11 protein-coding genes are annotated in these 12,814 nt (G+C 71.7%); 9 read left to right on the top strand and 2 right to left on the bottom strand.

Going from position 1 to position 12,814, the window contains the following annotated elements; translation table 11 throughout:
• The first annotated feature begins 93 nt into the window (after positions 1 to 93).
• Both K1X13_RS17845 and K1X13_RS17850 read left to right on the top strand, forming a co-directional pair.
• Positions 94 to 1,305, top strand: a complete 1,212-nt coding sequence (locus K1X13_RS17845) for a lipase family alpha/beta hydrolase (RefSeq protein ID WP_221026485.1) — start codon at positions 94 to 96, stop codon at positions 1,303 to 1,305.
• Between the two features lie 86 nt (positions 1,306 to 1,391).
• Positions 1,392 to 1,850 (top strand): SRPBCC family protein, encoded by a 459-nt coding sequence (locus tag K1X13_RS17850; protein ID WP_221026486.1) that lies wholly within the window; start codon positions 1,392 to 1,394, stop codon positions 1,848 to 1,850.
• Between the two features lie 38 nt (positions 1,851 to 1,888).
• On the opposite strand, the gene K1X13_RS17855 is transcribed toward K1X13_RS17850, so the two are convergent.
• Positions 1,889 to 2,422 (bottom strand): NUDIX hydrolase, encoded by a 534-nt coding sequence (locus K1X13_RS17855; RefSeq protein WP_221026487.1) that lies wholly within the window; start codon positions 2,420 to 2,422, stop codon positions 1,889 to 1,891.
• A gap of 142 nt (positions 2,423 to 2,564) precedes the next feature.
• On the opposite strand from K1X13_RS17855, the gene K1X13_RS17860 reads away from it, so the two are divergent.
• The 5 genes from K1X13_RS17860 (at position 2,565) to K1X13_RS19255 (ending at position 8,170) form a co-directional block, all read left to right on the top strand.
• Positions 2,565 to 3,167 carry an ATP-dependent Clp protease proteolytic subunit gene (locus K1X13_RS17860; protein ID WP_221026709.1) on the top strand — a complete coding sequence of 201 codons (603 nt, stop codon included), beginning with the start codon at positions 2,565 to 2,567 and terminating at the stop codon, positions 3,165 to 3,167.
• A 23-nt stretch (positions 3,168 to 3,190) separates the two neighbouring features.
• On the top strand, positions 3,191 to 3,880 hold the full coding sequence (locus K1X13_RS17865) for an ATP-dependent Clp protease proteolytic subunit (RefSeq protein WP_221026488.1): 690 nt from the start codon (positions 3,191 to 3,193) through the stop codon (positions 3,878 to 3,880).
• 193 nt (positions 3,881 to 4,073) lie between these two features.
• Positions 4,074 to 5,357 (top strand): ATP-dependent Clp protease ATP-binding subunit ClpX, encoded by a 1,284-nt coding sequence (gene clpX, locus K1X13_RS17870; protein WP_221026489.1) that lies wholly within the window; start codon positions 4,074 to 4,076, stop codon positions 5,355 to 5,357.
• Between the two features lie 214 nt (positions 5,358 to 5,571).
• Positions 5,572 to 6,195, top strand: coding sequence for a hypothetical protein (locus tag K1X13_RS19250; protein ID WP_225915342.1), 624 nt, complete (start codon positions 5,572 to 5,574; stop codon positions 6,193 to 6,195).
• A gap of 46 nt (positions 6,196 to 6,241) precedes the next feature.
• Complete coding sequence (locus K1X13_RS19255; RefSeq protein ID WP_308249626.1) at positions 6,242 to 8,170, top strand: M3 family metallopeptidase; 1,929 nt, start codon at positions 6,242 to 6,244, stop codon at positions 8,168 to 8,170.
• Between the two features lie 73 nt (positions 8,171 to 8,243).
• On the opposite strand, the gene valS is transcribed toward K1X13_RS19255, so the two are convergent.
• The gene (valS, locus tag K1X13_RS17880; protein ID WP_221026491.1) at positions 8,244 to 10,871 is read right to left on the bottom strand and encodes a valine--tRNA ligase; all 2,628 of its coding nucleotides are present in this window, start codon (positions 10,869 to 10,871) and stop codon (positions 8,244 to 8,246) included.
• Between the two features lie 98 nt (positions 10,872 to 10,969).
• Between valS and K1X13_RS17885 the strand changes: the two genes are divergently transcribed.
• Both K1X13_RS17885 and K1X13_RS17890 read left to right on the top strand, forming a co-directional pair.
• Positions 10,970 to 12,421, top strand: a complete 1,452-nt coding sequence (locus K1X13_RS17885) for a bifunctional folylpolyglutamate synthase/dihydrofolate synthase (RefSeq protein ID WP_221026492.1) — start codon at positions 10,970 to 10,972, stop codon at positions 12,419 to 12,421.
• A complete protein-coding gene (locus tag K1X13_RS17890; RefSeq protein WP_221026493.1) occupies positions 12,421 to 12,801 on the top strand; it encodes a DUF4233 domain-containing protein in 381 nt (126 codons plus the stop codon). Before K1X13_RS17885 ends, K1X13_RS17890 begins: the two co-directional genes overlap by 1 nt.
• Positions 12,802 to 12,814: the final 13 nt, after the last annotated feature.

Below are 12,814 nucleotides of genomic sequence, written 5' to 3' on the forward strand. Positions count from 1 at the left end.
CGAGGTGGCGCGCCCGTCGCGTTGCCGGGCGGCCCGTGACGACCCGCGACACGGACGTTGACATACCGGAGGTATGCCGCCGACACTTGCCCGGTGAGCCAGACCAGGACGTCTCGTCCCGAAACCGGCGGCACCCGCGGGCCGCGTGAGGTAGGAGTGGCCGGCGCGGCGGCGCTCGCGGGTGACTACGCGGAGGACCTGGTCCTCGGCACCGTCCGCGACGTGCACGGCGCCGTGGCCCGGCGCGTCTTCGCGCTCACGAACCGCGCCACCGGCGGCTCGGCCCGCCTGCCGCAGGCCCTGCACGACGGCATCTCCTCCACCGTGTACGGCGGCCTGGGCGCCGGCCTCAAGGCGGCCAGCGCGGGGCTGCGCGCCGTCGAGCGGCAGGGCATCGGACCCCGGCTCCAGGAGGGCCGCGGCGGGCGGCAGGTGCTCTCCGCGGTGAACGGCCTGATCGGCGACCGGCTCCGCGACGAGCAGCCCGAGCTGGCCATCCCGATGGCGGTGCGGCGCGACGGCCGCGACGTACCCCTCGACCGTGACGCCCTCGCCGCGGCCTTCCCGGCCGCCACCGGCGACGTCGCGGTCTTCCTGCACGGGCTGGGGGAGAACGACGACTCCTGGGACCTGCGCCGCGACGAGGTCGGAGGCACCTACGACTCCCGGCTGGGCGACGAGACGACGTGGACGCCGGTACGGCTGCGCGCGAACACCGGTCTCCCGATCGCGGAGAACGGCGTCGCGCTGGCTTCGCTCCTCGAGGAGCTCGTCGCCGCCTGGCCCACCCGGGTCCGCCGGATCGCGCTCGTGGGTCACTCCATGGGCGGGCTCATCATGCGGGCAGCCTGCGCCGTCGTCACCGAGGCCGCCGAGCCGTGGACGCTGCGCGTCACCAACGTGGTGACCCTGGGCACCCCGCACCTCGGCGCGCCCTTGGAGCGGGTCGTGCACGCCGGCTCCCGGGTGCTTGGCGCGCTGCCCGAGTCGGCGCCGATCGGGCGGATCCTGGACTTCCGCAGCGTGGGCATCCTGAACCTGCGCCAGGGCCTGGCCGCCGATGTCCAGGCGCTCCCGAACGCCCGCTACCACCTCGTGGCCGCCACGTTGGCCGGCTCGCACCGGCACCCGGTCAGCGAGGTGCTCGGCGACCTGCTCGTGCGCTACCCGTCCGCGGTGGGCACGCCCCGGCGCGGCCGTCCGATGTTCCCCGACGCCGACGTGCTGCACGTGCCCGGCACCGGGCACTTCGGCCTGCTCAACCACCCCGACGTGTACGACGCCCTCCGCGGCTGGCTCGCCTGAGCCGCACCTCCCGCCGACAACACGCTCCCTGCCCGGCCGCCCGGCCGTGACCCGCCCGCCCCCAGCACGCCCGCACGAGGAGACCCATGAACCAGCCCCTGCCGATCAGCGCCTCCGTCGAGGTCGCCGCCTCGCCCGCCACCGTCTGGGAGACGGTCTCCGACGTGACGCGGATGAGCGAGTGGAGCCCGGAGTGCCGGCGGATCATCGTGCTGGGCTCCAAGCGCTCAGGCGTGGGCACCCGGCTGCTCGGCCTCAACCGGCGCGGCTGGGCCGTGTGGCCGACGACGTCGACGGTGGTGCGCTTCGACCCGGCCCGCGCGGTCGCGTGGAGGACCCGCGAGAGCGGCGCCACCTGGAGCTACGAGCTCGAGCCGACCGCGGTCGGGACCCGGCTGACCGGACGACGCGAGCTGCCGCGGTTCAGCGTCGGCACGACCGTGATGGCCCCGCTGATCGGGGGAGCGGTCGGCCACGACGAGGAGCTCGCCGCCGGCATCCGCACCACCCTGGAGCGGATCAAGGGCGCCGTCGAGCGCGGCTGAACCGGCGGTCGGCCCGCGGTGAGCCGGGCCGGGGGAGTTCAGACGTCCAGCTCGACCACGTCGCTGGGCACGCCGTCGCGCAGCCACCGTTCCAGCACCGTCGCCAGGTTGCGCGGCCCGGCGACCGTGAGGCGCGCCCCGTCCGTGGGCACCACCTCCTCGCCCTCGGGTACGGCGGTCAGCTCGGCGTGCAGCTCCGCGACGCTCCACCAGCGGAAGCCGTGCAGGTTCTCCGCCCGCAGCTCCTCGGCGGTGAAGCTGCCCCGGGGCTCGAAGCGGTCGCAGCGGACGAGGTGGAACCACTCCTCCTGCCCGTCGTACCCCGGCATCTCGAAGTGGTGGGTCCGGTGCGCCACGCACGGCCCGACGTCGTGCGCGCCGAGATCCAGGCCGACCTCCTCCAGCAGCTCGCGGGCCAGCGCCTCGACCGGGTCCTCGCCGTCGTCGACCCCGCCGCCGGGCGCGCACCACACGTCGACGCCGGGGAACTCGTAGCGGGCCAGCAGCACCCGGTCCTCGGGGTCGAGCAGGAAGGCGCGGACGGCGGGGCGCAGGCGCGGTGTCACGGTCACCCGCGCAGCGTAGTGGGCGCCGTGCCCGGACGACCCGAGTCCGCTGTGGGCGAACACAGGGGGATTGCTCGTGGAAGTGGGGGAGGTTCCGGCTAGGGTCGGGGACGTGAATGAGACTCCTAGCCTGACCCCAGGTCCCCAGATGAACGGTGGCGGCGCGTCGTACGGGCTCGACGACCACATCTACCAGCGTCTGCTCAAGGAGCGGATCGTCTTCCTCGGCTCGGAGGTGCGCGACCAGAACGCCAACGCGATCTGCGCGCAGATGCTCCTGCTCAACGCGGAGGACCCCGACGCCGACATCTTCCTGTACATCAACAGCCCGGGTGGCTCGGTCGACGCCGGCATGGCGATCTACGACACGATGAACTACATCTCCAACGACGTGGCCACGGTCGGCATGGGCCTCGCCGCGTCGATGGGCCAGTTCCTGCTCTGCGCCGGTGCCGCGGGCAAGCGCTACGCGCTCCCGCACGCGCGGATCATGATGCACCAGCCGTCCGGCGGCATGGGCGGCTCCGCGTCGGACATCAAGATACAGGCGCAGCAGTCGCTGCACATCAAGCACGTGCTGTTCCGCCTGATCAGCCAGCACACCGGCCAGTCCCTCGACCAGGTCGAGCAGGACGCCGACCGCGACCGCTGGTTCACCGCCGACCAGGCGCTCGAGTACGGCTTTATCGACAAGGTCGTCGCGAGCGCCGGCCAGGTCGCCGACCAGGGCCGCCCCGCGGCGAAGAAGTGACCAGGAAAGGGAGCGGACACGACATGAGCAGCACCCACATTCCCGGTCTCGCCAGCACCGGGCGCGCGAGTGAGACGGCCTCGCCGAACATGAACTACTACATCCCGCAGTGGGAGGAGCGCACGTCGTACGGCGTCCGCCGGATCGACCCCTACGCGAAGCTGTTCGAGGACCGGATCATCTTCCTCGGCACCCCGATCTCCGACGACATCGCCAACGCGGTGATGGCGCAGATCCTGTGCCTGGAGTCGATGGACCCCGAGCGCGACATCACCCTCTACATCAACAGCCCCGGCGGCTCGTTCACGGCGCTGACCGCGATCTACGACACGATGCGGTTCGTCAAGCCCGACGTCCAGACCGTCTGCCTGGGCCAGGCGGCCTCCGCGGCCGCGATCCTGCTCGCCGCGGGCGCGCCGGGCAAGCGGATGGCGCTGCCGAACAGCCGGATCCTGATCCACCAGCCCTACACCGAGGGGTCGTACGGCCAGACCTCCGACATCGAGATCCAGGCCAACGAGATCCTGCGGATGCGCGAGCTGCTGGAGACGATGATCGCCGAGCACACGGGCAAGGACCAGGCGACCGTGAGCCACGACATCGAGCGCGACAAGATCCTGACCGCGGACGCCGCGGTCGAGTACGGCCTGATCGACGCGGTCCTGGAGTCGCGCAAGGCCACGCTCTCGGTCGGCGGAGGCACCGGGCGCTGAGCGTCCGGTCGGGGGCGGTGTCCGTGCGGGAGGATCGCGGGGACACCGGCCCGGCCGCCGGGAGGACTCGCCGTGTCCCCATCCCATTTGGGGGCGTGACGGGGTACCTTCGAGTTTGAGCAAAGAGCTGGACCAGTAGTGTGCGCCGACGGTTCGTTGGGAACCGTCGGCCCGATCTAAGGAGTCGTCGCCTGTGGCACGCATCGGTGACGGAGGAGACCTGTTGAAGTGCTCTTTCTGCGGGAAGAGCCAGAAGCAGGTCAAGAAGCTGATCGCAGGACCAGGTGTGTACATCTGCGACGAGTGCATCGACCTCTGTAACGAGATCATCGAGGAAGAGCTCAGCGAGGGCACCGAGGTAGGCCTCGAGGAGCTGCCCAAGCCGCGGGAGATCTTCGACTTCCTCAACTCCTACGTGATCGGCCAGGAGACCGCGAAGAAGTCGCTCGCGGTCGCGGTCTACAACCACTACAAGCGGGTCCAGGCCGGCGTGGGCGTGGCCACCGGGCGGCACAAGTCCGACGACGCCGTGGAGCTGGCCAAGTCCAACATCCTGGTGATCGGCCCCACCGGCTGCGGCAAGACCTATCTCGCGCAGACCCTCGCGCGGATGCTGAACGTCCCCTTCGCGATCGCGGACGCCACCGCGCTCACCGAGGCCGGCTACGTCGGCGAGGACGTCGAGAACATCCTCCTCAAGCTGATCCAGGCCGCGGACTACGACGTCAAGAAGGCCGAGACCGGCATCATCTACATCGACGAGATCGACAAGGTCGCCCGCAAGGCGGAGAACCCCTCGATCACCCGCGACGTCTCCGGCGAGGGCGTGCAGCAGGCGCTGCTGAAGATCCTCGAGGGCACCACCGCCTCGGTGCCGCCGCAGGGCGGCCGGAAGCACCCGCACCAGGAGTTCATCCAGATCGACACGACGAACATCCTGTTCATCGTGGGCGGTGCCTTCGCGGGGCTCGAGCACATCGTCGAGCAGCGGATCGGCAAGAAGACCCTCGGCTTCGGCGCGCAGCTCCCCACCGCGGAGGAGCGTGACATGGAGAAGATCTTCTCGGAGGTCATGCCCGAGGACCTGCTGAAGTTCGGCCTGATCCCCGAGTTCATCGGCCGGCTGCCGGTGATCGCCACGGTCGACAAGCTCAACCGCGAGGCGCTCGTGCAGATCCTCACCGAGCCGCGCAACGCGCTCGTGAAGCAGTACCAGAAGCTCTTCGAGATCGACGGGGTCGAGCTCGAGTTCACCACCGACGCCGTCGACGCGGTCGCCGACCTCGCCATGGTGCGGGGGACCGGTGCCCGTGGGCTGCGCGCCATCATCGAGGAGGTTCTCCTCCACGTGATGTACGACGTGCCCTCGCGCGAGGACGTCGCGAAGGTGGTCGTCACCGGCGAGGTCGTCAGCGACAACGTGAACCCGACGCTGGTGCCCCGCGAGGCGGAGAGCAAGAAGAAGAAGTCCGCCTGAGCGGCACCCCTGCCCGGCCCCGGCGCGTGCGCCGCGCGGCCGGGCTTCGTGTCGGTTGCGGGCGCTTCGATCGGTCTGACCGTCTTCTCGGTCTGGTCAGGTTCATGATGTGACGCGGGTTATGTCCCGGTTTCCGCGTTTGTGAGACATGTGCTCCGCTGAGCGGAGACCATTGGACGGGAGTTTCCACCTTTCTCGTCTCGGGAGTCGAGTCATGAGCGCAGAACACCGCAGGCCGGTCATGGCCTTCGTCGTCCTGGCGATCCTGGCCGTCTCCGTCGTGGTCACCCAGCGGGCCGATGCCGGCGTCGGCCGCTACCTCGCCACCGACATCGGAGCCGTCACCCAGCTGGTCCGGGGCACGGTCCCGCACCCCGAGACCGCGCCGCAGCCGCCCGTCGAGCCCGCCGCCGTGCTGGTCGACGGCGTCCGGTCCACCGAGACCTCCGAGGTCCCCGCGGCCGACCGGCCCGTCGGGCCGGCCGCTCCCGCCTTCCCCGCCGCTCCGTCGGCGGAACGAGAGCAGGAGTCGGACACCCCGCGGGCGCGCGGCACCGCCCTGCGTCCCGCCCCGGGGAAGGCTCGCGCCGCCGCGGTCGTCGAGCCGGCGAAGCCACACGCGACCCCGTCCCGCGCGTACGTCGCCCGTCCTACCGAGCAGGCCCACGGGGCCCGCGCCGACCGGTCCACCCGGTCGCACCAGCCGTCGAGGGGGAGCAGCGAGGCGATGGCGCCCCGCGAGGTCGCCTCCGCCGTGCTCGCCGCCCGGGGGACGTCCCTCCCGGCGGCGGCCCGGTCCGGACGCCCGGGGCATCCCGCCCACCCGCACGCACGCTGACGGAAAACGGTCGAGGACCCTCACCCGGCTGGCTAGAGTCGGCGGGGTGACGACGACACCGCGCCCTCTCGACCTCCCCACCGACTCCTCCGCCTGGGAGCCCTGGTTCGCCCAGCGCTGCGACGAGCAGCTGGCCCGGGCCCGCGAGCTCGTCGACCGGCTGAAGACCTCGCCCCCCGACGACGCCGACGGCGTGCTCGGGCTGTGGAACGACGCCAGCCTGGCCCTCGGGAACGCCTTCGCGGTCTCCTCGCTGATGTCGCAGGTGCACCCCGACGAGTCGGTCCGCACCCGGGCCGAGAAGGGGGAGCAGGAGGCGCACCGGCTGCTCACCGAGATGGGCCTGGACCGTGCCTTGTACGACGTCCTCGCCGCCGTCGACCCCTCGGGCCTCGACGCGGGGGCGGGCCGGGTCCTCGAGCTCTCCCTACGAGACTTCCGCCGGGCCGGCGTCGACCAGGACGAGTCGGTCCGCGAGCGGATCCGGGCGATGGCGGAGCGGGAGACCGAGCTCGCCCAGGAGTTCTCCAAGAACATCCGCGACGACGTGCGCAGCGTCGTACTCGAGCCCTCCCGGCTCGCGGGGCTGCCCGCCGACTACGTCGAGGGCCACCCGGTCGCCGAGGACGGGACGGTCACGGTCACCACCGACTACCCCGACTACGTGCCGTTCATGACCTTCGCCGAGGACCGGGAGGCCCGCGCCGAGCTGCTCCGGGCGTTCCTCAACCGCGCCTGGCCGGACAACGACGCGCTGCTGGTGGAGCTGCTGAGGCTCCGCGACGAGCACGCCCGGCTGCTCGGCTACGCCGACTGGCCCAGCTACGACGCCGAGGTCAAGATGATCGGCAAGGGGCCGGACATCATCGAGTTCGTCGACAAGATCACCGACGCCGCCGAGGAGTCGGCCCGCCGCGACTACGACGTGCTGCTGGCCCGGCTGCGGAGGGACCACCCCGACGCGGCCGCGGTGGACTCCACCGACAAGGCCTACTACGGCGAGGTGATCCGCAAGGAGAACTTCGACGTCGACGCCCAGCAGGTGCGCGCCTACTTCGACTTCGCCAAGGTCCGCGCCGGCCTGCTCGACGTGACCGGCCGGCTGTTCGGCCTGGAGTACACCCCGGTGCCGGACGCGCCGCGCTGGCACGAGGACGTCGCGGTCTACGACGTGCGCACCGACGACGACCAGGACCTGGGCCGGATCTACCTCGACCTGCACCCGCGGGAGGGCAAGTACAAGCACGCCGCCCAGTTCGACCTGGTGCCTGGCGTCGCGGACCGCCAGCTCGCCGAGGGCGTGCTGGTCTGCAACTTCCCGCGCGGGCTGATGGAGCACGACGACGTGGTGACGCTGTTCCACGAGTTCGGCCACCTGGTGCACCACGTGCTCGCCGGACGGCACGCCTGGGCCCGGTTCTCGGGGGTCGCCACCGAGTGGGACTTCGTCGAGGCGCCCTCGCAGATGCTCGAGGAGTGGGCCTGGGACGCGACCGTCCTCCAGTCGTTCGCGACCAACGAGGCGGGGGAGCCGATCCCGGCCGAGCTGGTCGCGAAGATGCGGAAGGCCGACGAGTTCGGCAAGGGCTACCAGGCCCGCACGCAGATGTTCTACGCCGCGCTGTCCTACACGATCCACCACGCCGTCCCCGAGGACACCACGGCGCTCGTGCGGGAGCTCCAGGGCCGGTACGACGTGTTCAGCTACGTGCCCGGCACGCACTTCCACGCGTCGTTCGGTCATCTCGAGGGGTACACCTCGGCGTACTACACGTACATGTGGAGCCTGGTGATCGCCAAGGACCTGTTCTCGGCCTTCGACGAGGACGACCTGTTCGCGCCCGAGGTGGCGCACCGGTACCGCGACCGGGTGCTCGCCGCCGGAGGCAGCCGGGACGCCGCGGACCTCGTCGAGGACTTCCTCGGCCGCCCGTACACGTTCGAGGCCTTCGAGCGCTGGCTGAACCAGGGCTGACCGCGCCCGGTCGTCCGTGCCCACGTGCGCTATGGCGCACGCCGGCACGGACGACCCGGGCGGATCCCGCGGACTAGGCGGGCTGCTCGGGCTGCGGGGCGATCTCCGCGGCCACGGTGATCTCGCTGCCGGTGCCCGGCTCGATGGCCAGCTCGCCGACCACGTTGCCGGCGGCGCGGAGGTCGTCGGCGGCCTGCTCCGCGAGCGCGAGCGCCTCGGCCGGCCCGCTCACGGTCACCTTCGACAGCTCGGTGCGCATCTTCACCTTGGCCTGCGACTTCGCACCCCGGATCCCCGTCAGCACGTCGGCCACCGCGGCGAGCATGGCCGGGGAGGCCGCGGCCGCGGAGCCGAGGTCGGACGAGGTCGGCCACGGCCGGCGGTGGATCGTGCCGTCCTGCCACCACGACCAGACCTCCTCGGTCACGTAGGGCAGGAACGGCGCGAGCAGCCGCAGCTGCACGTGCAGCGCGATCGCGAGGGCGGCCCTGGCCGAGGCGGCGGCGTCCTCGCCCCGGGCGCCGTACGCCCGCTCCTTGACCAGCTCGAGGTAGTCGTCGCAGAACTCCCAGAAGAACTTCTCGGTGACCTCGAGCGCGGTGGTGTAGTCGTAGGCCTCGAACGCCTCCGTGGCCCGGGTGACCACGTTGACCAGGCCGCCGAGCATCGCGCAGTCGACCGGCGCGGTGACCGCGGAGGTGGAGGCCTCCACCGCGCCCAGGCCGAGCACGAACTTCGAGGCGTTGAGCACCTTCATCGCGAGGCGACGGCCGACCTTCATCTGGGTCTCGTCGAAGGGCGAGTCGGCCCCGGAGCGGGCGAGGGCGGCCCGCCAGCGGACCGCGTCGGCGCCGTACTTGTCGAGGATGTCGGTCGGGACGACCACGTTGCCCTTGGACTTGCTCATCTTCTTGCGGTCGGGGTCGACCACGAAGCCGGAGATCGCGGCGTGCGACCACGGCACGACGCCGTTCTCGTGGTGCGCGCGGACGACCGTGGCGAACAGCCAGGTGCGGATGATGTCGTGCGCCTGCGGCCGCAGGTCCATCGGGAAGGTGCGCTCGAACAGGTCCGGGTCGCGCTCCCAGCCGGTGACGATCTGCGGCGTCAGCGACGAGGTCGCCCAGGTGTCCATCACGTCGGGGTCGCCGATGAAGCCGCCCGGCTTGCCGCGCTGGTCCTCGTCGTAGCCGCTCGGCGCCTGCGAGGACGGGTCGATGGGCAGCTCCGCCTCGCTCGGCAGCAGCGGGTGGTCGTAGTCGGGCTCGCCGTCGCCGTCGAGCGGGTACCAGACCGGGAACGGGATCCCGAAGAACCGCTGTCGCGAGACCAGCCAGTCGCCGTTCAGGCCGTCGACCCAGTTGGTGTACCGGTGCCGCATGTACTCCGGCACCCAGGTGATCTCGTCGGCCCGCTCGACGAGCTCGGCGCGGAGCTCCTGGTCGCGGCCGCCGTTCTTGAGGTACCACTGCCGGGTGGAGACGATCTCGAGCGGCTTGTCGCCCTTCTCGTAGAAGTTCGCCATCCGCTGCGTGTTCTTCGGCTCGCCCTCGAGGTCCCCGCTGGCCCGGAGCTTCTCCACCATCGCCTCACGGGCGCTGAAGGTGGTCTTGCCGGCCAGGTCGTCGTACGCCGCCGCGGCCTTCTGCCCCGCCAGCCACGCCGGGGTCTCGCGGAGCAGCCGGCCGTCGCGCCCCACGACCGTGCGCACCGGCAGCTGCAGCTCGCGCCACCACTGCACGTCGGTGAGGTCACCGAAGGTGCAGCACATCGCGATGCCGGCGCCCTTGTCGGGCTCGGCGGCGGCGTGCGCGAGCACGGGGATCTCCACGCCGAACACCGGCGACGTGACCGTCGTGCCGAAGAGGTCCCGGTAGCGCTCGTCGTCGGGGTGCGCGATCAGCGCGACCACGGCCGGGATCAGCTCGGGACGGGTGGTCTCGATGTGGACCCGGGCACCGTCGGGGCGGTGGAAGGCCACCCGGTGGTAGGCGCCGGGGTACTCGCGGGCCTCGAGCTCGGCCTGTGCCACCGCGGTCTGGAAGGTGACGTCCCACAGGGTCGGGGCGTCACTCTGGTAGGCCTCGCCGCGGGCGTAGTTGCGCAGGAAGGCGCGCTGGGAGGCGATCCGGGCGTCCGCGCCGATCGTGGTGTAGGTCTGGCTCCAGTCCACGGACAGGCCGACCTTGCGCCACAGCGACTCGAAGGCCTTCTCGTCCTCCTCGACGAGCTGCTCGCACAGGTCGATGAAGTTCTGCCGACTGACCGGGACCTGCTTCTTCGGGTCCGGCTTCTCCGGCGGGGTGAAGTCCGCGTCGTAGGGGAGCGAGGGGTCGCAGCGCACGCCGAAGTAGTTCTGCACCCGGCGCTCGGTGGGCAGGCCGTTGTCGTCCCAGCCCATCGGGTAGAAGACCTCCTTGCCGCGCATCCGCTGGAAGCGGGCGATGAGGTCGGTGTGGGTGTAGGAGAAGACGTGCCCGACGTGGAGCGACCCGGAGACCGTCGGGGGAGGGGTGTCGATGGAGTAGACCTGCTCACGGACCTTCGAGCGGTCGAACGCGTAGGTGCCCTCGGTGCTCCAGCGCTCGACCCACTTGTCCTCCAGCCCCTCCAGCGCGGGCCTGTCCGGTACGACGACCGAGCGGCCCGTGGTCGCGTCGGTGGTCGTTCCGGTCGGGGGCTGTGCGGGGTTGGTGTCCATGGTGCGAAATCTTACGGGTGGCGGCTTTTCCGGGGCGACTCAGTTCCGCCTCCGCCGGTCGAGGTCACCCGGGCCGGTCCCCGTAGACTCGGAGGGCGATGTCTGACACCTCCTCCTCACCCTCCACGGCCACCGGCACGCCCGGCCCCGCGGTGACCCACGCCGAGACCTACGCCGAGGCCGAGCGCGCGCTGCTCGCGCGCTGGCCCGAGACCAGGCTCGACCCGACGCTCGAGCGCGTCGAGGCGTTCACCCACCTGCTCGGCGACCCGCAGAAGGCCTACCCGGTCATCCACCTGACCGGCACCAACGGCAAGACCAGCACGTCGCGGATGATCGACACGCTGATCACCGCGCTCGGGCTGCGCACCGGCCGGTTCACCAGCCCGCACGTGGAGTCGATGACCGAGCGGATCTCGCTCGACGGGGTCCCGCTGACCGAGGAGCAGTTCACCCACGCGTTCAACGACGTGGCGCCGTACGCCGCGCTCGTCGACCGCGACAGCGTGCACCCGCTGTCGTTCTTCGAGACCGTCGTCGGGATGGCCTACTCGGCCTTCGCCGACGCCCCGGTCGACGCCGCGATCGTCGAGGTGGGCATGGGCGGCGCCTGGGACGCCACCAACGTCGCCGACGGCCGGGTCGCGGTGATCACCCCGGTCAGCGTCGACCACGCGCAGTACCTCGGCGAGACGCCGGCCGACATCGCCGTCGAGAAGGCCGGGATCATCAAGCCGGGCGCGACCGTGGTGATGGCCCAGCAGCCGCTCGAGGTGACCGAGGTGCTGCTCGAGCGCGCGGCCGAGGTCGGCGCCACCGTGGCCCGCGAGGGTCTCGAGTTCGGGGTGGTGCACCGGTTGCCCGCGGTCGGCGGCCAGATGCTGCACCTGCAGGGGCTCCGCGGCGAGTACGACGAGGTGTTCCTCCCGCTGTACGGCGCCCACCAGGCCCAGAACGCCGCGCTCGCCCTGGCGGCGGTGGAGGCGTTCGCCGGCGACGAGGCGCTCGACCCCGACCTGGTCCGCGAGGCGTTCGGCCAGGTCACCTCACCCGGCCGGCTCGAGGTGGTCCGCCGCAGCCCCACGATCGTGCTCGACGCCGCCCACAACCCGCACGGCGCCGCCGCGGTGGCCGAGGCGCTCCAGGACTCCTTCACCTTCAGCCCGCTGATCGGCGTGGTCGGCGTGATGGCGGACAAGGACTACGAGGGCGTGCTCGCGGCGTTCGAGCCGGTGATGGCCGAGATCGTCTGCACGCAGAACTCCACGCAGCGGTCGATGCCCGCCGAGGACCTCGCCGAGGTCGCCCGCGGCATCTTCGGGGTGGACCGCGTCCACGTCGCCCGCCGGCTCGACGACGCGCTCGACAAGGCCGCGACCCTGGCCGAGGCCGGCGGGGTCTACGGCGAGGCGATCGGCTCCGGCGGCGTGCTGGTCACCGGGTCGGTGATCACGGTCGGCGAGGCTCGCAGCATGCTGACCTCCCGCGCCGCCGACCGCGAGGCCGCGCGCGAGGAGTCGCACCGCTCCCGCACCGGGGAGGGTCGCTGATGCGCTCCGTCCAGAGGTCCATGTGCGCCGCGATGCTCACCCTGCAGGCGGTCGTCCTCGGGCTGACCACGCCGGTGCTGATCAGCGTGGCCAGCGTGTCGGTGGCCACCGCCCTGTGGGTCGGTCTGGGCCTCACCGTCGCCTGCGTCGTGGCCGCGGGGATGCTGCGCCGCCGCTGGGCCTACGGGCTCGGCTGGCTGGTCCAGGCCGCCTCGGTCGCGCTCGGGTTCGTGATCCCGATGATGTTCGTGCTCGGCGCGATCTTCGGCGCGCTGTGGGCGGGCGCCTACTTCCTCGGCGCCAAGATCGACCGGGAGAAGGCCGAGCGCGCGGTGCTCGAGCAGCAGTGGGCCGCCGAGCACGGCGGTGCCGACGCCTGAGTACGCTGCCCCC

The organism is Nocardioides jiangsuensis (assembly GCF_019679455.1).
Classification (GTDB): domain Bacteria; phylum Actinomycetota; class Actinomycetes; order Propionibacteriales; family Nocardioidaceae; genus Nocardioides_C; species Nocardioides_C jiangsuensis.